Below are 24,813 nucleotides of genomic sequence, written 5' to 3'. Positions count from 1 at the left end.
TAATGCTGGTTTGTATTTTCAAAAAAGGTGCCTGATATACTTTTGCACAGCTTGTAAAGAGCGTTTGGGATAACAACGCATTTACAGCTATAGCTTTTATAAAAGTCGTTTTACCCGACATATTTGAACCCGTTATTAAGGCCCCTTTATCTGCACGGGTATACAATGAGTTAGGAACACATTGATCGATCAATGGATGGTAAAGTTCTGTTATATCCATTTTAGTATCCCGGTCAATAAATTCAGGTTTACTGTAATATGGTAAGCCATCACGAACAGATTGTATGGATATCAGCATGTCAGTCTCCGCTACATATTCATATACTTGTTCAATATCTGTACGATAGTTTTCAATATGCTTTAACGAATTAATATAAATACGGGGCTCAAGTAAAAATATCGTTTTGATGAACCGAAAAACAGCGTAACTCAAATCGCCAGCACTGTTAATAAGCTTACTCTCGAAATTAATTATACTTAATGAACGCTTTAAACTAAGCATATTTTGAAGACAACTTTTCACTTCTTCATTACCGACTGAAGTATTTTTCACCAGCCAAACCGCCACTTTATGCATAATAAGCAGTTGTGGTAAAGAATTGGTGTAAGCGCTTATTTTTTTCTGGTTGGCATAATGTAAAACCACGTTATAACCTACAAAAAATAATAATAACAATACGCTAACCGGATTTGGCAAAACCATTAGGCTTATAATGAGGGCTAAAATTATAAAAGGAACGGCTTTTACATAAAACTTCATAGCTGGTACAAACAATTGAATATGTTTCTTCAAAAACAGATCGGCTATGTAATAAGCATTGGTATTATTAAGTTTTGACAATTCCAGCTCAATAAGTTCCCGGTTGTGTTTATCCGTGTTTATCGCTTCAACTTTTGCATCGAGTTCTAATAATTGCTGAGCAGAGTTTTTGGGGAAATGAAGCTTTTTGTAAAGATATTGTTTTCCGGGTTTTGAGCTTGTTCTGTCAATATAATTAAAAACACTTTTGAGGTCTATATCTTCTGCAGTACTTTCAGAGAGCTTATTTCTGCTATTATCGGCATCTATGTAGATTTTGATCAAATCAAAATTTCGCCTTTTATTTACAGGTTTTCCCCACTTACTTTTTATTTTTTCAAGTCTTTTTTCAGATACACGTCGTTTTAAATAATAAGAGCTTATAAATGAAAAACCAAGCACAATAGCCAGTAATAGCAATGCAAACAGGAAATAATACATGCCTTAAAAATATAAAAATTATACTAAACCTAATGCTGTATTTATAGTCTATAACTATAAAACAACTAAGGTGTTAACTTAATTTTTTGATTTATGAAACTGCTTAAATTTTCAGTCGTAGCCTTCGTCATACTTTTTTCTGTACAATTTGCTAAAGCACAAACCATATCTGTAGGCGCCACATTTGGCGGTCATTACCCACACACCCGAGTATTAATTGCCAATGCTTATCCTTCTTACGGTTATTACAATCGTCCGGTGTATTATAGGTACAGAGGCTATTACCGTCGCCCTTATGTTCGTTATTATCATCGTCCGGTTTATTACCGCCCCGTACGCCATTACAGACATTGGTAATCTTCATAAAAAGAAAGCGCCCCAATTAATTGAGGCGCTTTCTTCATAAAATACAATTACAAACTTATCTACCCCTACTCAAAAATTTCTGCAAAGCATCTTGGGTAAAGGCCGACAAAACTAATTCCCCGCTTGTGGCGGCACGTTGTTTCAGTAATTCATCCCAGTTTTCTGTACCTTCCCATAACACTTGTTTTAGCTCTCTAAGTGCATCTGGATTGTATAAAGCAAGTTTTTCTGTAAGTTCGTCAACTGCTGCATCAAGTGTAGTTATATCGGGATAAACTTCATTATATAAGCCTTTATCACAAGCCCATTGAGCCGCTTGAAAATCAGAAGCTCTTATGGTGAGTTGTGCAAAAGCAGATAAACCAATCTTTCTTATTACTGCCGGTGATATTACAAATGGGCCAATACCTATCGCCAGTTCACTTAACTTAATAGCGGCAAACTCAGTTGCTAAACAATAATCAGCTGCTGCTGCAAGACCAACACCGCCACCTACCGCTTTACCCTGCACACGGGCTACAATTATTTTTGATGATTTACGGCAAGCATTGATCACATTGGCGAAACCTGAAAAAAATAAAGCCCCGGATGCTTTGTCTTTGATCTGCACCAATTCATCAAAGCTTGCACCGGCACAAAAAGTTCTGTCACCTCCGCTTTTTAGTACAATCACCCTTACGGTTTCATCATCATCAGCTTGTTTTATAGCAGCAACAAGTTCACTCAAAAGCCCTGAAGGTAAAGAGTTTTGCGCAGAGTGATAAAAGATGATGGTAGCCACACCTGTGGCGTTTTTTACAAGAGATACACTTCCGTTATCAATAGCAGACATAATTATAAGATTAATTGAAAGTATTAGTCAATAATAGCAAGATATGCCTAATTTCAGAAGATTTGGCGTAAAATAGCTTGGAGGTATTTACTCAATCAATTGTAATTCAAAATAAAAGGTGGCCCCTTTACCCAACTCACTTTCCACACCTATTTTACCATGATGGTTATTAATAATTTCGGTGCTGATATAAAGCCCCATACCCAAACCGCTGGTCATATATTTTTTATCCTCTACTCGATAAAAACGTTCAAATATTTTATCTAATTGTTCTTCTGATAAGCCTATACCAAAATCAGTTACTGAAACGCGAACTACGCCGTCATGCACGTCTGTTTGCAGAATGATCCGTTTATTTGATTGCGAATATTTTACAGCATTATTAATAAAGTTCATCAAGACTTGCTCCAAACGTTCAGCATTACCTGTAATGTAAAGTCCAGGTATCAGCTGGCTTTCAAATTCATGCAAAGGATAAATATGTTTTGCATTTTCAATTATAAGCGCAATTAAGGCCGGCAGGTTAACTCTGTCTAAAGCATATTCCAGTTTGCCTGCCTGTATTTTACTAACATCAAGCAAATCATTCACCAATCGCTGCAGTTTATTAATGGCTACACTTGCCTTTTCAATATACTGCTTTACAACTGGTGGAACCTCCTCTTTTTTGTAAGATGTAATAAGCTGCAAATAACCTTTTAAACTTGTTAAGGGTGTTTTAAGTTCGTGGCTCGCTATCCCAATAAATTCGTCTTTACGATCCATTTCCTTTTTCTGATCTTCAATATCTGTAGCTGTACCCACCCAAAAAATTATCTCCCCCTTATCGTCACGTAGTGGTATAGCCCTGTTTAAATGCCAGCGATAAGTATTATCCCATCTCTTGTAACGGTTTTCAACTTCAAAATCATCACCTGTTTTTAAGGCGTTGACGTATTTATCCATTGTATTTGACAAATCATCCGGATGTACGATTTGCTGCCATCCCCAGCCGGCTGTTTCACCATACCGGCGGCCCGTATAATTAAACCATTGCTGGTTATAAAAATCAACCTCGCCACCAGGAAGGTTTGTCCAGGTCATTTGTGGAATATTGTTGGCTAATAGCTTGAAATGTTCGCGGCTTATCAACAAATCATTAGTACGTTCTTTTACTGTATCTTCTAACTCGTTATTCAATTTTTCAGCAGCGTTCTGGGCAATTATCAGTTGTTCATTTTTTACTTTAAGCTCCCATTCAGCTTCTTTCTGATGAGTAAGATCTGTTAAAATAAGACTTAGCGCAACACCTTCATCTAAATCAAGTGTGGTGCATGATACCAGACATGGGGTTAATTGAAACTCTTTATTAGACAGAAGAATTTCGCCTTTGCAATCCTCATACCATCCCTTTTTAATTAACTCGTTAAATTTTTCTTCTGATATTTCGGGAATAAATGTTTCAAAGTTAATACCAATTACTTTTTCAAGCGGTAAATTCATCATATCCGCAAAACGCGAATTACAGTACAAAATAACTCCAAACCGGTTAAGTGTAACCGCGCCCTCGTTCATTTTTTCAATGAAAACCCGATAGGTTTGATCAGCAGTTTTAAGAGTATATAGCTGATGGCCGTTATCGCCTTTAACAATAAGCGCATCAACCTGCCCACTGCGGATAGCTTCAAGTGTATCGTTAGCTTCCTCCAGTTGATGCTCGAGCTCCTTATTACGGTTCAGCAACTCATCATATGTATATTTAGCCTGTTCCATTTAGTTTTCTATATATAAACCAAGCCCTTTTAATACCTTATTGGTGTTTGACATATCTCCTATCAATCTTCGTTCAATACCGGGAGCTTTCTTGATCAGTAGTGGCAAAGCTATGATCTGTTCTTGTTTAGCAATTAAAGGCTGCTGGTAAACATCTATAATTTCCAGATCATAATTATCCTTTAAATGAGTTTCGCAAATATCCTTCAGGTTTGATATAGCTCGCGAAGAATTAGGCGACGCTCCAGTTATAAATAAGCGCAACTGAAACTCATGCTGCCTCTCATCATCCATTGATTGATTATCAGATAAAGGAAATTGATCTTGTTCAGACATTATCTATAATTTAACGTGGGCGAATATTTAAGCCAACCAATACCTTTTCTTCATTTGACAGATCTCCAATTATTTTACGGATGGGTTCAGGCACTTTCCGTACCAGTGTAGGTATGGCAAATATCTGATCACCTTCGGCCAATTGAGGCTTTACCAAAAGATCGATCACTTCAATGGTGTATTGCCCTTTTAAATGCTCTTCGCAATATTTTTTGAGGTTAGCTAAAGCAGTTACAGATTTTGCTGTTTTGCCTGCAATATATAACCTTAACTCGTAATTTATTACTTCTTCTTCCATTACTTTTTACTCTTGATTTTATTTTCGGTTTCAAGCCCTCTTCTCATTTTCGTTATCTCCTCCCGATTTTTTTCAATGATCTCCTGTTTCAGATCTTCTTCAATGTATATTTTATTCAGCTCTTCTTCAGTCGATTCAAACTCAGCCTGTAGATTTGATATTTTGGCTTCCAGCATTTTACGCTTGCGCATAATTTCTTTATCCTTACGGGTCAGAGCAAAATCACGCAGGGCTACTCCTGTTTTTTCCTTCAATTTTTGAGCCTCTCTTGCCGATCCGGTAAGTACGCCTTCAGGACCCAGATAAACATCAACCAGATCAAGTCCTTTATCAGTTATTATAAATTCGCGTACCTGGTTGGAGTGCTTCATACCCCGCGACTTCATGATGTACATGCCGCGATTACGCTCGCCGTTTGATTCAATATCCCTTACTAATAGCCAGGCATCAACCAATGATGATACCCCTTCATCGGTTTGTTCACTTACAATGGTATTCAGAGACAATGCCGTAAACATCACTGTGATTTGCTCAGTCTGTAAAAAGTCAATAAGCCTTATCAACATTGATTTCACTTCGCTAACCGTCCCTACCGTAATCAAATTAGTTACCGGATCGAGCACTACCGTATCTGGCTTAAACTGATTAATTAGCTTATAGATAGCCACCAAATGCATTTCCAAGCCATAAAGTGTGGGCCTGGAGGCATGAAACTTTAACAAACCTGAATCTACATATTGTTGAAGATTAACGTCGATAGATTGCATGTTTCGGATGATCTGTTTGGGTGATTCTTCAAAAGCGAAATAAAGACATTTCTTTTTCTGCCGGCAGGTTTCTTTAGCAAAATATGCTGCTATACTGGTTTTGCCAGTACCGGCTGTGCCAGATACCAATACACTACTTCCCTTGAAAAACCCATGCCCGCCCAGCATATCATCCAACGCGGGAATTCCTGATGATACCCTTTTTGACGAAACATCTTTTTCCAACTTTAAAGAGGTCACCGGCAATACCGAAATACCATCTTCATCAATTAAAAATGGATATTCATTAGTACCATGCTGTGAACCACGATATTTTACAACACGCAGCCTTCGAGTTGATATCTGGTTAATAACCCTGTGATCAAGTAATATCACGCAATCCGAAACATATTCTTCCAGGCCCTGACGCGTTAGAGATGCCCCTTCGCCCCTTTCTCCGGTTATAATAGCGGTAACGCCTTTTTCTTTCAAAAAGCTAAACAACCGACGCAATTCTGCACGCAGTATGGTTTGATTACTTAGGCCCGAAAATAAATTCTCAAGCGTATCAAGCACAACCCTTTTAGCTCCAATGCTATCTATGGCATAGCCTAATCTTATAAATAATCCTTCCAGATCATATTCACCTGTTTCTTCTATCTCACTTCTATCTATATGCACATGATCAAGCCTAACTTTGTTTTGTTCCTGAAGTTTTTGCAGATCAAACCCAAGTGAAGCCACATTCATGGCTAATTCTTCAGCCTTTTCTTCAAAAGCCATAAAAACGCCAGGCTCATTAAAGGTTGTAGCGCCACGTACTATAAATTCAAGCGACATTAATGTTTTGCCGCAACCTGCTTCACCGCAAACAAGCGTAGGCCTGCCCTTTGGCAGGCCACCTTCTGTTATTTCATCCAAGCCAGAAATCCCGGTAAGAGTTTTAGGCAATACTTTTATATTCTGTTCTTGTTGTTTTTTATGAGATTTAGTCATTGTAAACAAATATTTGATTGATTTAGATACTATGATTTCGATTAATCACTTACTTTTTGTATCAAATGGTTAATAAATAGTAATTGAGGGCAAATTGTTTTTTCAATAAATAATTTATAATAGTTTCGTTAGCATAACGGGTATTTTTTTTTGCCAACCATCAATTTACTTAAATTCGGATGGCGACATAGCTTAGCACATATAACACTTTAATTGCTGCTACAAGAAATAAAAAATATTTTAATTAATTATTTAATTTCATAAAATTCAACAAATACAAACCATTAATTAACTAAAGGTTATTTTTAATTAATCAATATTTTGTTAACTAATCAAACAGTACGAAATACTTTTGAGGTTAGATTTTCAGATCTCTAACTTTCATTAAAAAGACTTTTGTAAAGGCATATTATCTCTAATAAAAACATTAACTCATTTGATATGTTTATTATTTAAAACAATAGTCATGGGAGTTTTACAGCACATACAACATCAAATATCAGCTCTTAACGATCTGATCAAGATCAATAATGACCGAATAGCCGGATACCAGAAAGCTGTTGAAAATACAGATGAAACCGGACTGAACTTGCTTTTCAATGAATATATTGATCAGAGCAAAAATTTCGTATCAGAATTAAGGGAATATATTCATGTATTGGGCGGCGACCCGGCTGAGGGTACTACATTATCAGGTAAATTTTATCACGCCTGGATGGATGTTAAAGCAACGTTTATTAATAAGGACCGACACAGTATTTTATCGGACTGTGAACGTGGCGAAGACATAGCTAAAAAAGCATACCGTACCGCTTTGGATGATAAAGAACTTATTTGGGAAGATGAAAAGGTAGTATCAATACTAAATAACCATATGGAGAGTTTAAGAATAGCACATGATACTATAAAATCATTGCGGGATACTGCCAATGTTTAATCAACTTATTTAAATTAACCATGAAAACTCCTGATCAGGACTTTATAAACGAATACAAGCCATTACATGTGCCTCATGAATATGACCCAAATTCTTGTACACAAAGCAATGTTGTGTATGCATTGGCTCAACTCAAAGAGGCCACTGCAGATGAGGTTGGTTTTAAATTAAGTTTACTTGCACCTGAAACGTCATTGATGACACACCAAAAAAACGCGGAGGATGTGCTCAATTACTTATTCAATAAAGGATTAATAAAAGCCATTAATAAAAATGGTCAACTAAACTATAACCTGAGTAAAATAGAAACAGCTAACTCGGGCAAGGCCGATGAGCTTTTATAGTTATTGATTTACCGGTTTTGCCGATATTATGCTATCTACCACAAATACACTCACCCCACGCCAAGGCAGCGTGTGCAAATATTCTTTATAGTGTAATTCAAGATAAGAGCCCGCGTTACTGCTTAATTGTTGAGCAATCTTTTCGTCAGTAACAGAAAACATAAACTCGTTTGATCCAATATTACCTCCCTGCACGGGTGTTTTGATACCCGTTTGTATCAAACGTCCCTCGTAAGTTTTAAACATATAGCCTTTTTTCACAAAGTAATTCATGGTACCAGCTTTCGCACCTTCGCCAAAAACAAAATAGTAGCGCTGGTAAACAAAACCAACTATCAATAAAAGTATAACGAGTGCAATAATTGTTTTGGTACGGGTTTTCATAACTTATATTTTTATCTAAACTACAAAAACTTAATAAGTAAACAATACCTAACTCAAACTTATGAGTAGGCTAATAGCTAAGTTCAGAATTATTTGTCAACAGGAGTAAGATTTATCTTTTTGTAAGAGGTTATCATAAAATTCACCAAATCAATAATATTAAGCGGTGGCTCATTGGTAGTAATGCTCAGCTGTTTTTTGGTATTGGCAAAATCAATGGCGAAGTAATAATTAGGTGCATCAACTACCTGATTACCTTGTTGCCAATCTTTCATTTTTTTTAGTTCACTATGTTTTAACCAATAATTTAGGGTATCCATCTGTGTACTTGAAAGTTTACCAGTATAGTCGCCTTTAAAAGGTTCGGCATGCTCTCCTGCTTTTAAATGGTAATCCCCATTGGGCCAAATTTCAATACCTAATTGCGGGCAATCACCAAAGCAGGTTGAGGATAAAAAATAAATCTTTGAAAATTTGATATCCTTATCATAGCTGTTTTTAAAATTCAAAAACTCATAAGTTGTATTGCCCGCTAACTTTATTGCATTAGGTTCAATAGCTTTTAAATAAAGTCGGTTATGATCAATGTACCTTATTAAAAATTTAAAATCTTCCCGACGCTCTTTTTTAAAATTATCATTACTACTATGATAAATATCCGACATGATGAGCGTATCGTTTACAATAGTATAATTAGCCTTACTACCGGCAAAACCAACGAAATTATAATACACCTTTTGATCAGAAAAATATAAACTGGCTAATGATTTTGTTACCCATCGCTCAGCATCCAACTGCACTTTTTGAGCAAATAGTATATTGCCCGTTAACATCAATAACCATAAAAAAAGACCACGTTTTAACATTGATAGTATAATTCTGAAGTAGATGCAGCCTGGCAACAATTTACAAACTCACAAGCTCATATAATATTTTGTAAGTTCATCAAAACTATCAAACTTTAATTCATAGTTTTCAGTTTTACCAAAGCCATAGGTCACAAATATAAAAGGTATTCCGGCCATGTGTGTCTGCTCGGCGTCACCATTGGTATCGCCAATATAAACAGGGTTTTCAAGTTTATTCCGTTCTATTAAAATACCCATATTGTGATGCTTGGGCATACCGTTTTCGCCGTATGCTATAGAATCAGTAATATAATCTGTTACGCCAGCCCAGTTCATAAATAAAGGGAGAATACCAACCGCGCAATTACTGAGTATAAACAATTTGTATTTGGTTGATAGTAGTTTCATGCCTTCAGTAACGCCCGGATACATCACCCCGCCAGTAACTGGTAATATTTGCCTGCGGGTTTCATTAACATCCATATAAATGTCCTGAGCCTTGTCGTCATCATAATCGGGCATTAATACTTTGGTGAGTTTTTTACCTTCCATACCCATTAGCTGCATCAAATCATTACGGCCAATGATCCTGTTGATAGCCATTTTTTCAAAAACAAGGTTCCAGGAGTTGGCGTAGGTATCAACGGCATCCCAAAGAGTACCATCCATATCAAATATTAAGCTATCGGGCTTTTGCATATAGTTAATTGAGCGTTTTTTTTAAAGATGTAAAATTTACCTTATCCACAAAACAGAAGTTCATATTTTCTTCATTATTAATCCTCACCTTAGCAGTGTGATAAGGTTAATGTGGGCCAGCTTAGCAGGAGGTTGGTTCCATAGGGTCTCCACCGTAAAAGGTGGGGACTTTTTTTTATTTATCTGATTTACAATCAAATAGCTTTACGGTAACAAAAAAATGCATCGCTGGCCTCTTGTTTTACAAATCCAGTAGCCTCATACAGGCTTTGAGCTGCATAATTGTCTACAGCGGTTTCCAATTGCAAATATGTAGCACCGTGAGTTTTGGCAAAAGCGGAAGCGGCTTTTAACAAAGCCTCCCCTATTCCTTGTTTGCGATAACTGGTGTGAACAAATAAATCGTTCAGTAACCAATTTTTTACCGCTCTTACAGATGATATAAGCGGATAAAGTTGAGTAAAGCCTACAACTTTACCATCCTTAAATGCAGCAAATATAACCGACTCATTGTTTTCAAGTCTGTTTTTGATAAATGATTCTGCTAAGTCAATATCAGAGGCCTGTTTATAAAACATGCGGTATTCATTAAATAAGCTTGTTACCAATAGATAATCTGTAGCGTAAATTTGTTTTATTTCCATAGCTAATAAAATAAACTTTTATATGGTTATGCTATCACCTACCTTATATACTTCATGAAATTTGACACCCAGCTTTTCAAAGTGTTTTACATAGGCTGCATAACGTTGTTTTATAAAAAACTCTTTTGCATAGCCATCATGAACCGGCAAAATTTGTTTAGGCTTGATATGATCCGCAAAGCTTGATATTGTTGGCTCATTAGCAAATGGAGCCATAGTTACCATGATCAGTAATTCAATATTCTTAAACTCTAAAAGCTTATCTTCCATAGAGTCAACCGGATGTAAAACCTTATCATTGATCAGGAAACCCGTCATTTGGGGTAACGGGTTATCCATAATAAGTTCATGCATTACTGGAAAAGCTTGCAATTTAAAGGGACCTAAGTGCTCTATGGCATTTTCTAAAATGGTATATGGTATACCTGTATTATCCAATTGCTGACCTATCTGGCTATTGGTTACAACACGAGCATCATTATTTAAAGCCAGAATGCTTTTTAATATATCAATATCGTAATGATCCGGATGAATATGTGTTAATATAATTGCCTGCACATCGGCAAACATTTGTGGCCTTACCAGCCCTTCAGCAAAAGAAAACGAGCCCGGATCAAATAAGATTTTATAACCATCAAGCTCAAACACAAGGCATGAATGAAGATATTTGGATATTTTCATAAGAAATTATTTAAAAGATAAACTTACTAAGTATGCAACTGGCTTATTTAGCTGCAAGTTTACTACAACAACTCATTGGCAAGATTAGCCAACTCGCTCCGTTCACCTTTCTGTAGCGTAATATGCGCATAAAGAGGATGCCCCTTTGCCTTATCAATTAAATAAGATAAACCATTACTTTCCGCATCAAGGTATGGCGTATCTATCTGGTAAATATCTCCTGTAAAAACAAACTTACTGTTTTCTCCGGCGCGTGATATAATAGTTTTTACCTCATGCGGGGTTAGATTCTGAGCCTCATCAACAATAAAAAATATTTTGCTCAGGGTACGGCCGCGGATGAAAGCCAGCGGAGCTATTGATATTTTATCATTGGATACCAATTCATCAATTTTGGCCTGCATTTTTTCATCGTCCATAAACTGATCTTTAATAAATTTCAAGTTATCCCATATAGGCGCCATATAAGGGTCTATTTTCGATTTAATATCTCCGGGTAAAAAACCTATATCTTTATTACTTAAAGGCACTATTGGCCGTGTAACAAATATTTGGCGATAATATTTACGCTGTTCCAATGCGCTGGCAAGTGCAAGTAGGGTTTTACCGGTTCCGGCATTACCCTGTATAGTCACCAGCTTAATATCTGGGTGTAACAACGCATGAATAGCAAAGGCTTGCTCAATATTACGGGGAAAAATATTAAATACCGGCTGTTCTACAACTTTTTCAAGCTGTCGTGTTTGCGTATTATAAAAACCTGGTACATCATTTTTTTTACTTTTTAAGATATAAAAGTGATTATTTGTGTATGAGGTAATATGTAAACTTTCGGCCGGTAGGTTTTCCTGTTTGTTTAACTGGGTTATCAGTTTTTCTGTAACCTTATCTATATCTGTTTTACCGGTATACAACTCTTCTAGATTCTTGATCTTACCAGTTTCATAATCTTCAGCATGTAAATTCAAGGCTTTAGCCTTTAAACGCAGACAAATATCTTTCGATACCAGTATCACTTTTTTACCCGGATTTTCTTCTTGCAAACCTAAAGCAGCATTTAATATGCGGTGGTCTGTTTTGTCTGATCCAAAAACCTCTTCGGCATTTAAGGCAGTGGTTTTACTGTCCATAGCAACCTTAAAGCTACCCTTGCTTTTACCATTAAGCGGAATCCATTCATTTACAAGGTTATTGCGCGACAAATCGTCCATAAGGCGAATAAAGCTGCGGGCCTCAAAATTACGGGTGTCATTTCCGTTCTTTTTATTATCAAGCTCTTCCAGTACCTGTATTGGGATAGCTACATCATGTTCCTGAAAATTCTGAAATGCGTCATGATCATAAAGGATCACCGAGGTATCTAAAACAAATATCTTGTTGCTTTTAACAGTACCGTTCTTACCATCTTTATTCATATCCGACTAATTTAAGGAATCTGTTCTTAGTTTCAAGCACAAACATGAGGTTACATGCAATAGATTATGGCAAAAATCAACATGCTGAAATGATTAACTTTAAGAAATAGAAACCGAGTTATCCTACCGGTCTGTCAGTAAACAATTATTATCAAGTATGACGAACATTATTTTAATTATCACTGCAACTTTAACCGCTTTAATTGCCGGCTTATTTTACGCTTATTCATGTTCGGTAAACTTAGGTTTAGGCCGGCTGACGGATAAGGAATATCTTACTGCTATGCAATCTATCAACAGAGCCATCTTGAACCCATTATTTTTTTCAAGTTTCATAGGAACATTAATCATGTTACCATTGTGCACATACTTACATTATCAACAAATAAATGGTACCCGTTTTATACTTTTATTTGCTGCTACTTTAGTTTATGCCACTGGCACCTTTGGAATTACGATTTTGGGAAATGTACCCTTAAATAACATGCTGGACAAGTTCAATATAAAAACTGCATCAATTGAGGAAATATCAGTGCAAAGAGAAAGATTTGAAAAATCCTGGTTATGGCTGCACAACATCAGGACTGTTGCAGCGGTTATCAGTTTAATTCTGGTTATAACAAGCTGCTGCTGCAATCGGGAATAAAGGTTGGATAAGCCAAAATCGTATAAAAGCGAAAACGGGAGTCATTTTCTTTCGAATTGAGCTCCCGTTTCCTAACTATTGTTCCACCGTAGTTTTCCAATAGCATCAAGTTTTGTGTAGCATTGCCGATATGATCTCATCTGTTGTTCTTACGAACGGTCGATTCTTTCTATATCATTGGTTCTGTTGAGGTTCTCCGTGAAGTCCCTGCATTTTCCCAATACCTCTTTTAATCACAATCTTTTTTCAAAAGACTTTCGTAATTTTCATTTTTCATGTGACTCAAGCACTTCTTTTGTTCTTTGATTTCCCCGAAGGTCCACCCAGTTTCAATTTCTGTAATCCTGAAAGGCTGTCAATGTACGTCGTTCCTGATGATTTGAATATCGTGACATCTGACAAATACTACAAGCTTTTTTTTTATTTTTTATTAACACTTTATTAACACAAAAAGCCCCTTTATCCACAACTTAACCTAAGCATATTTAAGCTTAAATTTTAACTCACAGTACAAGTTATTAACATTTCAGCTTATTCACAAAATATCAGAAAATCAGCAATTTAAATAGTGTACAAAATGCGCAAAAAAGAAAAACCTTTAAATTTTTTCAGTTAAATGCCTCCAATATCGCCTGGGAATATGTCTTAGATGGAGCCTTGTATTTTTTCGCGAAGCAATATTTACGCTATTAAAATAGTTTTTCCAGAGGTGCTGATAAATGCCCTCATCTTCACTAAAAGCAGCTACAGTATTACCCGGCTTATTCCCTTCAGAAAAATCAAGCGATATATATTGTGTATCATGAAGATCATAATAAACACCATAACCGCGTTTTATATCATATAGGATCCATTTTTGATCAGCGTAACGACTCTTGAAATGCCTGATCAATAATGGCAGCACATTAAAATCAGGCTCAATTGCTGAATAATAGGTTTCGTCTTTTAATTTTTGAAATCGTACAAATGCTTCCATTCTGTGTTTCTCGCGCCGAACCATCTTTATGATCTCTGATAAACGCATTACGTACTTATTGCCATAATCTTCTTCAATATTTTGATCTGAATCAAAAACATAACGGATAAAGCCAATTAAAGTACTTTCTTCCTGCTCCATCTCGGCCATGTGCGCGACGTATAATCGCTGAATACCAACTACTGATAATTTTTTACGAAGCCCGCTTAAAACTCTTGCAGCCCTTTTTTCATCGGTAACAATTGGCAATACTTCCTCAAATAAGGCAACGCTGCGCCACTCCCCTTTTATCAATTTTACATGGAACAGTTTAAGCTCGTAAATCTCAAAAACGGCGGTGAGTAACCCCTCAAACGTCCCGTCGTAAATCAGTGTATACATGGTCAAAACAGGTTAAGTTGTGTGTGGGTATTTTTTAGGTATTTACTTTTTGATTCGGCCAAAATAAACTGCTTGATATTATTTCCTGTCAAATCCCGGCGTTCAAATTCATTGCTTTTACATACAATAAAATACCTCGCCCGATTAATTGCTACTCCGATCTTTTTTAACTGCTCCCAACCCAAATGTGCAAACTTACGGGCGCTAACAATTTTTTGTGCAGACAATAGCCCAATACCGGGCACACGAAGTATCAGCTGCAAATCGGCCTTATTAATATCTATTGGAAAAACATGCATGTTACGAATAGCCCAACCCAGTTTAGGATCAATATCCAGGTCAAGCAATGGCTGATCATCATTAACGATCTCATTTACCCTAAAACCATAAAAACGCATTAACCAATCGGCCTGATAAAGCCTGTTCTCGCGCACCATAGGTACTGCAGTATTTAAAGCAGGTAATCTTTTATCGGCCAATACAGGTACGTAGCCAGAATAATAAACCCGTTTTAAATTAAAATTCCGATAAAAGTAATTTGCTGATTGCAGAACTTGCTGATCACTTTCTGGCGTGGCACCTATAATTACTTGTGTACTTTGCCCGGCCGGCGCAAACATAGGAGCCTTTTTAAAAAGCTTTTTTTCTTCCGTACGTAAAACGATCTCATTTTTCAAGAAACGCATCGGAGTTATCATATCCTGCCGGTTTTTATCAGGTGCCAGTAATTTCAAGCCAGCTTCAGTAGGCATTTCCAGATTTACGCTCAATCTGTCGGCGTACAAGCCGGCCTCCCGCATTAATTCATCGCTGGCTCCGGGAATAGATTTTAGATGAATGTAACCATTAAAGTTATGCTCCGTGCGCAATTTTTTAGCAACCCTTACAAGGCGCTCCATCGTATAATCAGCATCTTTAAAAATACCAGAACTTAAAAACAGCCCTTCAATATAGTTACGCCTGTAAAAGTTAATGGTTAGATCAACTACTTCCTGCACCGTAAATGCGGCTCGTTTAATATCATTGTTCTTGCGTGACACACAATAAGCACAATCAAATATGCAATGATTAGTCAATAAAATTTTCAGTAGCGATACGCAACGTCCATCCTCAGTATAGCTATGACAAATACCGTTGCTGGCATTTCCTAAACCTTTATTTTCGTTTTTACGTTTACTACCACTTGACGCGCATGATACATCATACTTAGCGGCATCGGCCAATATATTCAACTTCTCTGTTATCCGGTCTGCATTCATATCAAATCAAAAATACTAATAATTTTAGCATTTAATAAAATATTATTTAACACTTCTGGTTGTACTATCTTTTGTTATCTCATCCCTGAAGATGTTCAAACCGAATTAATTAAAACATAACCCTCCTTTTCAAGTTCCTTTTTAAAAAGAAATCTATCATGGAAAAATTATATACAGCTGTGGTTACAGCAAAAGGTGGAAGAGATGGCCATATCAGGTCAGAAGATGGCGTTATTGATATGGAGTTAAAAGCGCCAAAAGCATTAGGTGGTGAAGATGGCTATGCAAATCCCGAATTATTATTTGCAGGCGCCTGGGGTGCTTGTTATTTGGGAGCGCTTGGTTCTGTAGGGGTAAGAGACGGTGTAAACGTAACACAAGCCACAGTTGATGTTCATATTTCATTTAACAAAGAGGGAGAATCTTCATACGCTTTATCAGCTGAATTGCATGTACATATACCTGGGGTTGACTGGGATGTGGCCCAAAAACTTGCAGATGCAGCGCATAAAGGTTGTCCATACTCAAAAGCAACCAGAGGTAATATTGAAGTAAAAGTCATTGCGGATTAAATTAAATAAGAACTGATTAAAAAAAGAAAGCCGTTCCTGTTAAGGAACGGCCTCTTCTTAAAACCAAACTAACTACTCTATGAAAACAGTCTTTAATTATTTTACAGCTATTTCTCTTGATTGAAATTTAGCTTCTTCTTTTTTAGATACAATAAGGTTTAACACACCATCAGTATAATCAGCTTCAATTTTTGACTGATCGGCACTTTCAGGTAAGGTAAATGACCTGCTGAAAGAGTTATAGCTGTACTCACGTTTGCTGATCTTTTTACCTTCTTCTACGTTTTCGCTTTTCTTTTCCGCAGAAATTGTCAATACATTTTTGTCCAGGTTAATTTTAAAGTCTTCTTTCTTCAAGCCAGGCGCAGCTAACTCAATCTGAAATTCATTTTCAGTTTCTGAAATATTTACTGCTGGTACACGCGCAACTAATTTATTGCCGAAATATGAATCGTTCAAAATTGAATCAAATACATCGTTAAAAAAGGGGCCTACCGCGTTGTTTTTTAATCCGTTGTTGAATTTTACAAGTGTCATTTTTATATCTCCTTTTAAGTTTTTGTTTTTATTAACTTCGTAACCTATTTATCAACTGTTATACCAAGCCTTAAAATCGATTAACGAAAGACACATTGTCACCACAAATTGATTTTATACAGACAAATTGACACAAATGGCTGAAAAACTCACAGATTACAAGTTCAAAACGGGTATCCCGATCCGTTTTTCTGATATTGATGCCTTTGGGCATGTTAACAATGCGGTATATTTAACTTACTTTGAAATAGCGAGAACCCATTACTGGAAAGAAGCAATTAGTTGGGATTGGAATAATGCGGGCATTATTTTAGGCCGATCAGAGATTAATTACCTTAAACCACTTACTATAAATGACCAAATAGCCTGTTACGTACGCACGGTACGTATTGGTAACAGCAGTTTTGATGTAATGCACGTATTAGTAAAAACAACCGAACAGGGCGAAGAAATTGTAACGACCGGTAAAACCGTTTGTATTAGCTACGATTATAAAGCTAACAAATCGGTTTCAATTCCGGCCAATGAACGCCATAATATGATTGAATACGATGAGCCTCGATTGATATTAAACACAAATTAATCGTAAACGCAGATTTCAGGTATTCTGAAATCTGCGTTTACATATCTAATTAAATATCTTTCCAGGATTTAAAATCCCCTTCGGATCAAATACATTTTTAATGCCACGCCAAAGGGCAAAATGTACTTCATTGTATTTAATAGGCATAAAATCTTTTTGAACCAGCCCTATTCCATGTTCACCCGAAAGTGTGCCGCCTAAGGATACGGTTAGTTCAAATATTTCGCGAATACCAAACTTTAACTTATTATTCCAATCCTCATCGCTCATTTTGGATTTTATAATGTTTACGTGCAGGTTTCCATCACCCGCATGGCCATAACATACTGATTCAAAGCCATATTTGGCGCCAATATCCTTTATTCCTTTTATTAATTGAGGCAACGCCGCACGCGGCACAACAGTATCTTCTTCCTTGTAAACCGAGTTTGATTTTACCGATACAGCCATAGTACGTCGCAAGCGCCACAATTCTTCTTTTTGAGCAGATGAATCAGCGAATAATACATCGCTGCAATCATAGGCTTCCAAAACAGCATTTATTTTTTCGCAATCGGCAAATATTACATCCTGATTATTACCATCCACTTCAATCAACAAAAATGCTTCAACGCCATCGTGAAGATCAAAAGCGATGTCATCATGCTCTTTTACCCACTCTACCCCCCTGCGTTCCATAAATTCAAGTGCCGACGGTATAATGCCAGCCCTAAAAATAGCCGATACCGCAGCGCAGGCCGCCTCATTACTTGGAAAAGATGCCAGCATTAAAGCATCAAGCGTTGGTAATGGTATTAATTTAACTACTATTTTGGTAACGATACCCAAAGTACCTTCCGAACCAATCATTAATTGGGTTAGGTTATAACCCGATGCATATTTAAGTGTATTAGCACCCGTCCATATAATTTCGCCAGAAGGCAAAACAACCTGTAGATTAAGTACATACTCACGTATAGTTCCATACTTTACTACCCTTGGCCCACCTGAACCATGTGATACATTCCCCCCAATAAAGCAACTTCCCTTACTGGCCGGATCAACAGGATAAAGCAACCCTTTAGCAGCCGCCTGATTCATGAACTCTTCTGTAACCACTCCTGGCTCAACCGTGGCCTGTAAGTTTTGCTCATCAATTTCAAGCACCTTATTAAAGCGCTCCATAGCTATGAGCAAGCCTCCTTTAACGGGTAGCGCACCACCGCTCAAACCTGTTCCAGCGCCACGCGGAGTAACCGGAATCAGGTGTTTACTACAAAGTTTTAGTAATGCCGAAACCTCCTCCGGCGACTGTGGTTTAACTACTACATCCGGATAATAAACAAGATCTTCTGTTTCGTCATGACTATATCTTTCAAGTTCATCATGCTGTGTAATCACAGCATCGGCACCAACAATAGCGGTTATTGCTTCAAGCAAGGGAGTTGTTATTATATTGTAGTTCATTTTTCAGATGGATAGTTGATAGTTACGCTCGAATGTGCCACTTTTCCTATCAAAGGCGGGTTTAGTTTTTTAATAACTACTTTGATGACTTCTACGAAATGGTATTGAGCAATAATTCTGTCAATAATAGCCTGCCCTACGGTTTCGATTAGCTTACGCGGATTCTTCATCTCCTCGCAGGCCATAATATAAACCTTTTCATAATCAACAGTATCATCCAGGTTATCATCATTTAAATTGGTTTGCGGAATAAAACCAATCTCTATATCAATTAAAAAACGGCAGCCTATTTTTTGTTCTTCAGGATAAAATCCGTGATATGCAAAAAACTCCGCGTCATGCAAAGCAATATTAATCATCTTTCAAAAGTATTGATTTAGTTGGTTGGATGATAAACGTTCATTAAAGAAATTTAATATTCATATCCATTCCAAAAAAAATTAATAAATAAAAATTTGAAAAGCGGGTTTAAATAAACTAAACATAGTTTTTGAAATAAAGTGGTTTTGAGTATTCAAAACTGACATTTCTATCTTATTAACTCCTCATTAAATCGTCTATATTTGCTTACCAACTATACCGTTATGGCCAAAACAGATTTATACGAATCACCTGATTATTATCAAATAGATGAACTGCTTACCGAAGAATATAAATTAATACGCTCATCTGTACGTAACTGGGTAAAAAAAGAATTAAGCCCGATAATTGAGGATTATGCTCAAAAAGCTGAGTTTCCGATTCACTTAATTAAGGGATTGGCCGAGATCGGCGCCTTTGGCCCAACCATACCTGCAGAATATGGCGGTGCCGGACTTGATTATATGGCATACGGTATTATTATGCAGGAAATTGAACGCGGTGATTCAGGCATTCGTTCTACTTCGTCAGTTCAGGGCTCATTAGTAATGTACCCTATTTACACATACGGATCTGAAGAACAACGTAAAAAGTATCTACCCAAATTAGCCTCCGGCGAAATTATGGGCTGCTTCGGGCTTACTGAACCTGATCATGGTTCAAATCCGGGCGGTATGACAACCAATATAAAAGACGCTGGTGATCATTATATTTTAAACGGAGCTAAGATGTGGATCTCTAATGCTCCATTTGCTGATATAGCTGTGGTTTGGACAAAGGATGAAAGCGGTAAAATTCGCGGGTTAATAGTGGAGCGCGGAATGGAAGGTTTTACAACTCCGGAAACGCACAACAAATGGTCGTTAAGAGCATCATCAACCGGCGAATTGGTATTTGATAACGTAAAAATCCCTAAAGAAAATTTGCTACCTAATGTTGCTGGCTTAAAAGGCCCGTTAGGATGCCTTAATCAGGCCAGATATGGTATAGCCTGGGGTGCTCTTGGGGCCGCTATGGATTGCTATGATACGGCATTACGTTATTCAAAAGAGCGTGTGCAGTTTGGTAAACCAATAGCCGGTTTTCAACTTCAGCAAAAAAAACTGGCCGAAATGATAACGGAAATAACCAAGGCTCAGCTATTAGTTTGGCGTTTGGGAGTACTTAAAAACGAAGGCAGGGCAACAGCCGCGCAAATATCAATGGCTAAACGCAACAGTGTAGAAACAGCCATTAACATAGCCCGTGAGGCCCGTCAGATGCTTGGTGGCATGGGCATAACCGGCGAGTATTCTATTATGCGCCACATGATGAATCTTGAATCTGTAATAACTTATGAGGGCACCCACGATATACACTTGCTGATAACAGGCATGGATATTACCGGCGAAGACGCGTTTAAATAAATAAATCGTTGTAATATAGTTTATAGTGAATTTTATTTCAAAAATCTACCATACCAGCGTCCTGAATCTTTAACAATACGCTGTTGTGTTGCATGATCAACATGTATTAAACCAAAACGTGGATGATAACCTTCGGCCCATTCAAAGTTATCTGTGAGTGTCCAAACAAAGTAACCATTCAATTTGCACCCTTCGTTTTTGGCTTTTAAAACCTGGGCTATATAGTTTTGTAAATACTGAAGGCGTTTACCATCATGAACAGCATTATCGTCAACGGTATCCGGAAAAGCTGCACCATTTTCGGTAATAATGATGCTTTTGATTTGAGGATAAGCATCAAATTTTTTGATCATGTGATATATAGATGGCGGATAAACCTCCCAGCGCATAGCGGTTAGTTCAACGTTCCGGTTTTCGGCCTTTACCATTTTAGCACCTATATATGGGGTAAAAAAGGAATATTTTACAATTTCGCGGGTATAATTTTGTATTCCTATAAAATCAAAATCAAACTGCATGTTATCCTCATCACCCGGTTTAATGTATTTCTGTAAGCTTTTCAATACCGGCAAATCATTTACCGGGTACCCTAAACCTAACAGAGGTTCAATAAATAATCGGTTTATCAATGCATCAGCCCTTACTGCGGCTGCCACATCACGTGGCTTATCTGTAAGGGGTTCAATTTGCGAACATGAAAACGTAGTTCCCACCTGTGCTTCAGGTAAAAGCTTACGCAATATTTTGCCACCGGCATTAATACTTAAAACAACATGATGTATGGCAGGAATAAAATTCCTGATACCATTACGACCCGGTGCGTGAATGCCAAAAAAATAACCAGCCCCGGTAAATACCACGGGTTCATTCATAACCATCCAGTGTTTTACACGGTCTCCAAAACTTTTAGCGCACAGGGTTACAAACTCACTAAACCAGTCAATAACTTCACGGCTTGTCCACCCTCCTTTTTGTTCAAGCACCTGAGGCAGATCCCAGTGATAAATGGTAACCCAAGGCTCTATGCCCATGCTAATACAGTAATTGATAACACGGTTATAATAATCAATACCAGCCTGGTTAACCTGCCCAATTCCGGATGGCAATAAACGCGCCCATGAAATCGAAAATCTAAAGTTTGGGATATTCAGTTCTTTGATAAGATCTATGTCTTCCTGGTAGCGATTATAAAAATCGCACGTCACGCGGGCGTGATCGGCATTGAGAATTTTGCTTTTTTTTGCTGTAAAGGCATCCCATACAGACTCGCCTTTTCCATCAGCATCATGCGCTCCCTCTATTTGAAAAGCAGCCGTAGATACCCCCCAGATAAAATCAGGGCCAAAAAGTTGTTTGTGAAATTGTGTATCCTGATCAGTTAGTTCCATTAAATTGAGCTACGCAAAGCCCAAAAATGCGATTATATTTACGAAAGAAAAATTTTAACAGATAACTTAGTGAATGAAAGATGATTTCATACTTTTCAGGATCATCCATTCACGGATACCGTTGATAAGTCTTGAGAAAACTGAAAATAGTTTCATAACAGTGTTTTTTTGTTATCTAAAGATAAGACGAGGATATAACCTAAATGTAACAGCTATATTATCATATTATTAAACCCATTATTTTGAATACAAGTATTTTAGCTTCACAATTGTTTTATCAATACATTTTTCAATGAAAGCTCACTTTATTAAACTATTTAATTACGACCGCTTTGCTAATGAATTGATAAATAAAGCTATTGTAGATGCCGGCAGCCCTCAAAAACCGGTTTACTTATTATCACATTTATTAACCGCTGCACTCGTATGGCTCAGGCGTTGCCAGGGATTACCCAATGGCATGAGCAGCCCCTGGCCCGATGACCTTACGGCCGAACAATGCGCTGAACTTATTATGGAATATCATGCTGACTGGATAGCTTATTTACAAGGGTTGAAAGATGACGATTTTTCAAAAATGATCAGCTATCAAAACTTTAAAGGCGACCACTTTCAAGATCAGTTAAGCGACATTATTGCGCATGTAATTAACCACGGCACACATACAAGGGCTCAAATTGGTCAGCAATTAAAGTTTATCGGAGTGGAAACTTTACCAATCACTGACTTTAGTTATTATTTAAGGACACTAAAGACTACTATTTAACCCGCTTTATTTACAATATTTGCTATCGCTAATACATCAAAAAGAAGGACATGAAGAAATACATTCCAACCCTGATAACAGCCTTTGTGTTATTTGGCTGTGCAGATACAAAAAAACAGGAAAAACTACTTTTAGATAGCGTTATAGCTATACATGATAAAGTAATGAGCAGCGATGAGCAATTGATGAAAAACAAAATGCTTCTTGATAGCTTGATCAAGCAAAATCCAAATGATTCGGCTAAGGTGTATTTAAAACAGGTTGACGATGCAGATAATGCCATGAGCGACTGGATGCATAAATTTGACGCCGAAAACAAGGGCAAATCTCACCAGCAAATAGTTGACTATTTAACCGACCAGAAAAACAAGATAACGGTTATAGATTCTCAGATAAATACAGCCGTTAGTACTTCAAATAAATACCTGAATACAATAATAAAAAAATGAAAAACTTAATAGGCGCTCTTGTTATTATTGCACTTTATAGTTCATGTAAATCAAACAATCAAACTACCAGGCTTCCTATATTAGGCCAGCGCGAACCTGTTACCAAAACAGTTGATGGCAAAACTGTTACCGACACCGTATATTCTACCATACCCGATTTTAAGTTTGTAAATCAGTATGCCGATACCATAACCGGCAAAAGTCTGGACGGAAAAATATATGTGGCCGATTTTTTCTTCACCACCTGCCCATCTATTTGCCCGGTAATGCACCGCAACATGCTTAACGTATATAAGGAGTTTAAAAACGATGATAACTTTAGGATCATCTCCCACTCTATTGATCCTAAATACGACACTGTTGCTGTGCTAAAAAAATATGCCGATAAACTGGGTATAAGCGGTAATACATGGTGGCTTTTAAATGGCACTAAGGAACAAACCTACGGGATAGCTAAAAATTATTTAGTATCGGTTCAGGAAAAAAATCCACAAGGCGAATACATTCACGATGGTTATTTTATCCTGGTGGATAAACAAAAGCGCCTTCGAGGAACATACGATGGTACCGACCCGGCACAGGTAACTAAGCTAATTGCTGATATAAAAACATTAAAGGAAGAACCTGATATGGCCAGCGCCAAATGAGGTCGTTAGTTATCATAATTATAGGTTTGCTATTGGTTACCTTAGCGTTTTCTTGTCAAAGCGATGAGCAGATAGAGCTTGACCGGTATTATTCCGCCGGTAGCATAATATATCAGGCTCATTGTGAAAACTGTCATGGCGAAAAAGGTGAAGGGTTACAATCACTGATTCCGCCATTGAATGATTCAACCTATCTAAAAAACAACAGAACATCGTTAGCTTGTTACCTTAAAAATGGACTCAAAGGCGCTATAACCGTGCATGGTCGTAAGTTTGAAGGTGAGATGCCTGTCAGCGATCTTTCGCCTATTGAGATGGCTAAAGTACTTACCTACATCACTAATTCTTTTGGCAATAAAATGGGCGTAATAAACCTGCAGGAGGTTCAGAACAATATAGTAAAATGCAAGTAGTTGTTACTTAGCTATAATGCGCCAATGGCTCCGAAATCCTGCTTAACCAATAACTGAACTAAAAAATATCTATCTTTACACCTGCAAAACGTTCTATCGCTGCTATTTTGCATAGCGGAGGAAAGTCCGGGCAACACAGAGCATCCTGCTTCCTAACGGGAAGGCGCCGGCAGCCGGCGACAGCAAGTGCAACAGAAAACAAACCGCCACGATTTATCGGGGTAAGGGTGAAACCGTGAGGTAAGAGCTCACGACGTTTCCGGGTGACCGGAAATGATGGTAAACCTCAGGAGTTGAAAAACCAAATAGGTCCCGGAAGTGAAGCTGCTCGCTTCCGCATATGTCTTTTTAAGGCATCACTCCGGGATGGGTAGGTTGTTTAAACCTGTCAGCGATGGCAGGGCCAGATTAATGATAGAAGTTGCCTTTGGGCAATACAGAACCCGGCTTACAGATTTGCTGCTGA

General features: G+C 37.4%; 29 protein-coding genes and 1 other RNA gene. 12 read left to right on the top strand and 18 right to left on the bottom strand.

The window, feature by feature from the left end; genetic code table 11:
- Positions 1 to 1,240, bottom strand: a 1,240-nt coding sequence (locus AAGC65_RS14200; protein ID WP_343113121.1) for a hypothetical protein, incomplete at its 3' end; no start/stop codon positions are given.
- Positions 1,241 to 1,333: 93 nt separating this feature from the next.
- Between AAGC65_RS14200 and AAGC65_RS14195 the strand changes: the two genes are divergently transcribed.
- The gene (locus AAGC65_RS14195; RefSeq protein ID WP_343113120.1) at positions 1,334 to 1,597 is read left to right on the top strand and encodes a hypothetical protein; all 264 of its coding nucleotides are present in this window, start codon (positions 1,334 to 1,336) and stop codon (positions 1,595 to 1,597) included.
- 64 nt (positions 1,598 to 1,661) lie between these two features.
- On the opposite strand, the gene AAGC65_RS14190 is transcribed toward AAGC65_RS14195, so the two are convergent.
- The 5 genes from AAGC65_RS14190 to kaiC all read right to left on the bottom strand — a co-directional run bounded on the left by AAGC65_RS14190 (position 1,662) and on the right by kaiC (position 6,566).
- Positions 1,662 to 2,438: an enoyl-CoA hydratase/isomerase family protein gene (locus AAGC65_RS14190; RefSeq protein ID WP_343113119.1), complete on the bottom strand. Its 777-nt coding sequence runs from the start codon at positions 2,436 to 2,438 to the stop codon at positions 1,662 to 1,664.
- Between the two features lie 87 nt (positions 2,439 to 2,525).
- Positions 2,526 to 4,190, bottom strand: coding sequence for an ATP-binding protein (locus tag AAGC65_RS14185; protein WP_343113118.1), 1,665 nt, complete (start codon positions 4,188 to 4,190; stop codon positions 2,526 to 2,528).
- Complete coding sequence (locus AAGC65_RS14180; protein WP_343113117.1) at positions 4,191 to 4,526, bottom strand: circadian clock KaiB family protein; 336 nt, start codon at positions 4,524 to 4,526, stop codon at positions 4,191 to 4,193. It abuts the gene before it with no gap.
- A 10-nt stretch (positions 4,527 to 4,536) separates the two neighbouring features.
- On the bottom strand, positions 4,537 to 4,824 hold the full coding sequence (locus tag AAGC65_RS14175; protein ID WP_290322426.1) for a circadian clock KaiB family protein: 288 nt from the start codon (positions 4,822 to 4,824) through the stop codon (positions 4,537 to 4,539).
- Positions 4,824 to 6,566: a circadian clock protein KaiC gene (gene kaiC / locus AAGC65_RS14170; protein ID WP_343113116.1), complete on the bottom strand. Its 1,743-nt coding sequence runs from the start codon at positions 6,564 to 6,566 to the stop codon at positions 4,824 to 4,826. The genes AAGC65_RS14175 and kaiC overlap by 1 nt, the downstream gene beginning before the upstream one ends.
- Before the next feature lie 466 nt (positions 6,567 to 7,032).
- Here kaiC and AAGC65_RS14165 point away from each other — a divergent pair, with 466 nt between their 5' ends.
- Complete coding sequence (locus tag AAGC65_RS14165) at positions 7,033 to 7,503, top strand: PA2169 family four-helix-bundle protein (protein WP_343113115.1); 471 nt, start codon at positions 7,033 to 7,035, stop codon at positions 7,501 to 7,503.
- Between the two features lie 20 nt (positions 7,504 to 7,523).
- Entirely contained in the window at positions 7,524 to 7,847 is a 324-nt protein-coding gene (locus tag AAGC65_RS14160; RefSeq protein ID WP_343113114.1) for a hypothetical protein, read from the top strand.
- Here AAGC65_RS14160 and AAGC65_RS14155 read toward each other — a convergent pair whose 3' ends face one another.
- From AAGC65_RS14155 to AAGC65_RS14130, 6 genes are all read right to left on the bottom strand, one after another.
- A complete protein-coding gene (locus AAGC65_RS14155; protein WP_343113113.1) occupies positions 7,848 to 8,231 on the bottom strand; it encodes a hypothetical protein in 384 nt (127 codons plus the stop codon).
- An 89-nt stretch (positions 8,232 to 8,320) separates the two neighbouring features.
- On the bottom strand, positions 8,321 to 9,097 hold the full coding sequence (locus AAGC65_RS14150) for a DUF6438 domain-containing protein (protein ID WP_343113112.1): 777 nt from the start codon (positions 9,095 to 9,097) through the stop codon (positions 8,321 to 8,323).
- Between the two features lie 48 nt (positions 9,098 to 9,145).
- A complete protein-coding gene (locus AAGC65_RS14145; protein ID WP_343113111.1) occupies positions 9,146 to 9,778 on the bottom strand; it encodes an HAD family hydrolase in 633 nt (210 codons plus the stop codon).
- A 194-nt stretch (positions 9,779 to 9,972) separates the two neighbouring features.
- The gene (locus AAGC65_RS14140; protein WP_343113110.1) at positions 9,973 to 10,422 is read right to left on the bottom strand and encodes a GNAT family N-acetyltransferase; all 450 of its coding nucleotides are present in this window, start codon (positions 10,420 to 10,422) and stop codon (positions 9,973 to 9,975) included.
- 18 nt (positions 10,423 to 10,440) lie between these two features.
- The gene (locus AAGC65_RS14135) at positions 10,441 to 11,103 is read right to left on the bottom strand and encodes an MBL fold metallo-hydrolase (protein WP_343113109.1); all 663 of its coding nucleotides are present in this window, start codon (positions 11,101 to 11,103) and stop codon (positions 10,441 to 10,443) included.
- A 62-nt stretch (positions 11,104 to 11,165) separates the two neighbouring features.
- The gene (locus AAGC65_RS14130; RefSeq protein ID WP_343113108.1) at positions 11,166 to 12,518 is read right to left on the bottom strand and encodes a PhoH family protein; all 1,353 of its coding nucleotides are present in this window, start codon (positions 12,516 to 12,518) and stop codon (positions 11,166 to 11,168) included.
- 157 nt (positions 12,519 to 12,675) lie between these two features.
- Here AAGC65_RS14130 and AAGC65_RS14125 point away from each other — a divergent pair, with 157 nt between their 5' ends.
- Complete coding sequence (locus AAGC65_RS14125) at positions 12,676 to 13,164, top strand: DUF1772 domain-containing protein (protein WP_343113107.1); 489 nt, start codon at positions 12,676 to 12,678, stop codon at positions 13,162 to 13,164.
- A 598-nt stretch (positions 13,165 to 13,762) separates the two neighbouring features.
- Here AAGC65_RS14125 and AAGC65_RS14120 read toward each other — a convergent pair.
- Complete coding sequence (locus tag AAGC65_RS14120; RefSeq protein WP_343113106.1) at positions 13,763 to 14,521, bottom strand: TIGR03915 family putative DNA repair protein; 759 nt, start codon at positions 14,519 to 14,521, stop codon at positions 13,763 to 13,765.
- Positions 14,522 to 14,523: 2 nt separating this feature from the next.
- Complete coding sequence (locus AAGC65_RS14115) at positions 14,524 to 15,780, bottom strand: putative DNA modification/repair radical SAM protein (RefSeq protein ID WP_343113105.1); 1,257 nt, start codon at positions 15,778 to 15,780, stop codon at positions 14,524 to 14,526.
- 158 nt (positions 15,781 to 15,938) lie between these two features.
- On the opposite strand from AAGC65_RS14115, the gene AAGC65_RS14110 reads away from it, so the two are divergent.
- Positions 15,939 to 16,352, top strand: coding sequence for an organic hydroperoxide resistance protein (locus tag AAGC65_RS14110; protein ID WP_343113104.1), 414 nt, complete (start codon positions 15,939 to 15,941; stop codon positions 16,350 to 16,352).
- Positions 16,353 to 16,448: 96 nt separating this feature from the next.
- Here the strand turns inward: AAGC65_RS14110 and AAGC65_RS14105 are convergent, their stop codons facing one another.
- A complete protein-coding gene (locus AAGC65_RS14105) occupies positions 16,449 to 16,889 on the bottom strand; it encodes an Hsp20/alpha crystallin family protein (protein WP_343113103.1) in 441 nt (146 codons plus the stop codon).
- Positions 16,890 to 17,025: 136 nt separating this feature from the next.
- Here AAGC65_RS14105 and AAGC65_RS14100 point away from each other — a divergent pair, with 136 nt between their 5' ends.
- On the top strand, positions 17,026 to 17,472 hold the full coding sequence (locus AAGC65_RS14100; RefSeq protein ID WP_343113102.1) for an acyl-CoA thioesterase: 447 nt from the start codon (positions 17,026 to 17,028) through the stop codon (positions 17,470 to 17,472).
- A 45-nt stretch (positions 17,473 to 17,517) separates the two neighbouring features.
- Here AAGC65_RS14100 and AAGC65_RS14095 read toward each other — a convergent pair whose 3' ends face one another.
- Positions 17,518 to 18,918 carry an FAD-linked oxidase C-terminal domain-containing protein gene (locus tag AAGC65_RS14095; protein ID WP_343113101.1) on the bottom strand — a complete coding sequence of 467 codons (1,401 nt, stop codon included), beginning with the start codon at positions 18,916 to 18,918 and terminating at the stop codon, positions 17,518 to 17,520.
- Positions 18,915 to 19,277 carry a dihydroneopterin aldolase gene (folB, locus tag AAGC65_RS14090; protein WP_343113100.1) on the bottom strand — a complete coding sequence of 121 codons (363 nt, stop codon included), beginning with the start codon at positions 19,275 to 19,277 and terminating at the stop codon, positions 18,915 to 18,917. The genes AAGC65_RS14095 and folB overlap by 4 nt, the downstream gene beginning before the upstream one ends.
- A 225-nt stretch (positions 19,278 to 19,502) precedes the next feature.
- On the opposite strand from folB, the gene AAGC65_RS14085 reads away from it, so the two are divergent.
- Positions 19,503 to 20,684 carry an acyl-CoA dehydrogenase family protein gene (locus AAGC65_RS14085; protein ID WP_343113099.1) on the top strand — a complete coding sequence of 394 codons (1,182 nt, stop codon included), beginning with the start codon at positions 19,503 to 19,505 and terminating at the stop codon, positions 20,682 to 20,684.
- A 32-nt stretch (positions 20,685 to 20,716) separates the two neighbouring features.
- On the opposite strand, the gene AAGC65_RS14080 is transcribed toward AAGC65_RS14085, so the two are convergent.
- Positions 20,717 to 22,072 carry a GH1 family beta-glucosidase gene (locus AAGC65_RS14080; RefSeq protein ID WP_343113098.1) on the bottom strand — a complete coding sequence of 452 codons (1,356 nt, stop codon included), beginning with the start codon at positions 22,070 to 22,072 and terminating at the stop codon, positions 20,717 to 20,719.
- A 292-nt stretch (positions 22,073 to 22,364) separates the two neighbouring features.
- On the opposite strand from AAGC65_RS14080, the gene AAGC65_RS14075 reads away from it, so the two are divergent.
- The 5 genes from AAGC65_RS14075 (at position 22,365) to rnpB (ending at position 24,813) form a co-directional block, all read left to right on the top strand.
- Complete coding sequence (locus tag AAGC65_RS14075) at positions 22,365 to 22,838, top strand: DinB family protein (RefSeq protein WP_343113097.1); 474 nt, start codon at positions 22,365 to 22,367, stop codon at positions 22,836 to 22,838.
- A gap of 50 nt (positions 22,839 to 22,888) precedes the next feature.
- Positions 22,889 to 23,287, top strand: coding sequence for a hypothetical protein (locus AAGC65_RS14070; protein WP_343113096.1), 399 nt, complete (start codon positions 22,889 to 22,891; stop codon positions 23,285 to 23,287).
- Positions 23,284 to 23,934: an SCO family protein gene (locus tag AAGC65_RS14065; RefSeq protein ID WP_343113095.1), complete on the top strand. Its 651-nt coding sequence runs from the start codon at positions 23,284 to 23,286 to the stop codon at positions 23,932 to 23,934. Before AAGC65_RS14070 ends, AAGC65_RS14065 begins: the two co-directional genes overlap by 4 nt.
- A complete protein-coding gene (locus tag AAGC65_RS14060) occupies positions 23,931 to 24,347 on the top strand; it encodes a cytochrome c (RefSeq protein WP_343113094.1) in 417 nt (138 codons plus the stop codon). Before AAGC65_RS14065 ends, AAGC65_RS14060 begins: the two co-directional genes overlap by 4 nt.
- Positions 24,348 to 24,427: 80 nt before the next feature.
- Positions 24,428 to 24,813, top strand: an RNA gene (gene rnpB, locus AAGC65_RS14055) — RNase P RNA component class A.

This window comes from Mucilaginibacter sp. (assembly GCF_039207105.1).
Classification (GTDB): domain Bacteria; phylum Bacteroidota; class Bacteroidia; order Sphingobacteriales; family Sphingobacteriaceae; genus Mucilaginibacter.
Note: the sequence above shows the minus strand (reverse complement) of the source record. Positions and strands in the feature narration are given on the sequence as shown.

Excerpts from the sequence above, each read along its gene's own strand:
- AAGC65_RS14195 (WP_343113120.1), top strand. The coding sequence starts at position 1,334 with ATGAAACTGCTTAAATTTTCAGTCGTAGCCTTCGTCATACTTTTTTCT.
- AAGC65_RS14190 (WP_343113119.1), bottom strand. The coding sequence starts at position 2,438 with ATGTCTGCTATTGATAACGGAAGTGTATCTCTTGTAAAAAACGCCACA.
- AAGC65_RS14185 (WP_343113118.1), bottom strand. The coding sequence starts at position 4,190 with ATGGAACAGGCTAAATATACATATGATGAGTTGCTGAACCGTAATAAG.
- AAGC65_RS14180 (WP_343113117.1), bottom strand. The coding sequence starts at position 4,526 with ATGTCTGAACAAGATCAATTTCCTTTATCTGATAATCAATCAATGGAT.
- AAGC65_RS14175 (WP_290322426.1), bottom strand. The coding sequence starts at position 4,824 with ATGGAAGAAGAAGTAATAAATTACGAGTTAAGGTTATATATTGCAGGC.
- kaiC (WP_343113116.1), bottom strand. The coding sequence starts at position 6,566 with ATGACTAAATCTCATAAAAAACAACAAGAACAGAATATAAAAGTATTG.
- AAGC65_RS14165 (WP_343113115.1), top strand. The coding sequence starts at position 7,033 with ATGGGAGTTTTACAGCACATACAACATCAAATATCAGCTCTTAACGAT.
- AAGC65_RS14160 (WP_343113114.1), top strand. The coding sequence starts at position 7,524 with ATGAAAACTCCTGATCAGGACTTTATAAACGAATACAAGCCATTACAT.
- AAGC65_RS14155 (WP_343113113.1), bottom strand. The coding sequence starts at position 8,231 with ATGAAAACCCGTACCAAAACAATTATTGCACTCGTTATACTTTTATTG.
- AAGC65_RS14150 (WP_343113112.1), bottom strand. The coding sequence starts at position 9,097 with ATGTTAAAACGTGGTCTTTTTTTATGGTTATTGATGTTAACGGGCAAT.
- AAGC65_RS14145 (WP_343113111.1), bottom strand. The coding sequence starts at position 9,778 with ATGCAAAAGCCCGATAGCTTAATATTTGATATGGATGGTACTCTTTGG.
- AAGC65_RS14140 (WP_343113110.1), bottom strand. The coding sequence starts at position 10,422 with ATGGAAATAAAACAAATTTACGCTACAGATTATCTATTGGTAACAAGC.
- AAGC65_RS14135 (WP_343113109.1), bottom strand. The coding sequence starts at position 11,103 with ATGAAAATATCCAAATATCTTCATTCATGCCTTGTGTTTGAGCTTGAT.
- AAGC65_RS14130 (WP_343113108.1), bottom strand. The coding sequence starts at position 12,518 with ATGAATAAAGATGGTAAGAACGGTACTGTTAAAAGCAACAAGATATTT.
- AAGC65_RS14125 (WP_343113107.1), top strand. The coding sequence starts at position 12,676 with ATGACGAACATTATTTTAATTATCACTGCAACTTTAACCGCTTTAATT.
- AAGC65_RS14120 (WP_343113106.1), bottom strand. The coding sequence starts at position 14,521 with ATGTATACACTGATTTACGACGGGACGTTTGAGGGGTTACTCACCGCC.
- AAGC65_RS14115 (WP_343113105.1), bottom strand. The coding sequence starts at position 15,780 with ATGAATGCAGACCGGATAACAGAGAAGTTGAATATATTGGCCGATGCC.
- AAGC65_RS14110 (WP_343113104.1), top strand. The coding sequence starts at position 15,939 with ATGGAAAAATTATATACAGCTGTGGTTACAGCAAAAGGTGGAAGAGAT.
- AAGC65_RS14105 (WP_343113103.1), bottom strand. The coding sequence starts at position 16,889 with ATGACACTTGTAAAATTCAACAACGGATTAAAAAACAACGCGGTAGGC.
- AAGC65_RS14100 (WP_343113102.1), top strand. The coding sequence starts at position 17,026 with ATGGCTGAAAAACTCACAGATTACAAGTTCAAAACGGGTATCCCGATC.
- AAGC65_RS14095 (WP_343113101.1), bottom strand. The coding sequence starts at position 18,918 with ATGAACTACAATATAATAACAACTCCCTTGCTTGAAGCAATAACCGCT.
- folB (WP_343113100.1), bottom strand. The coding sequence starts at position 19,277 with ATGATTAATATTGCTTTGCATGACGCGGAGTTTTTTGCATATCACGGA.
- AAGC65_RS14085 (WP_343113099.1), top strand. The coding sequence starts at position 19,503 with ATGGCCAAAACAGATTTATACGAATCACCTGATTATTATCAAATAGAT.
- AAGC65_RS14080 (WP_343113098.1), bottom strand. The coding sequence starts at position 22,072 with ATGGAACTAACTGATCAGGATACACAATTTCACAAACAACTTTTTGGC.
- AAGC65_RS14075 (WP_343113097.1), top strand. The coding sequence starts at position 22,365 with ATGAAAGCTCACTTTATTAAACTATTTAATTACGACCGCTTTGCTAAT.
- AAGC65_RS14070 (WP_343113096.1), top strand. The coding sequence starts at position 22,889 with ATGAAGAAATACATTCCAACCCTGATAACAGCCTTTGTGTTATTTGGC.
- AAGC65_RS14065 (WP_343113095.1), top strand. The coding sequence starts at position 23,284 with ATGAAAAACTTAATAGGCGCTCTTGTTATTATTGCACTTTATAGTTCA.
- AAGC65_RS14060 (WP_343113094.1), top strand. The coding sequence starts at position 23,931 with ATGAGGTCGTTAGTTATCATAATTATAGGTTTGCTATTGGTTACCTTA.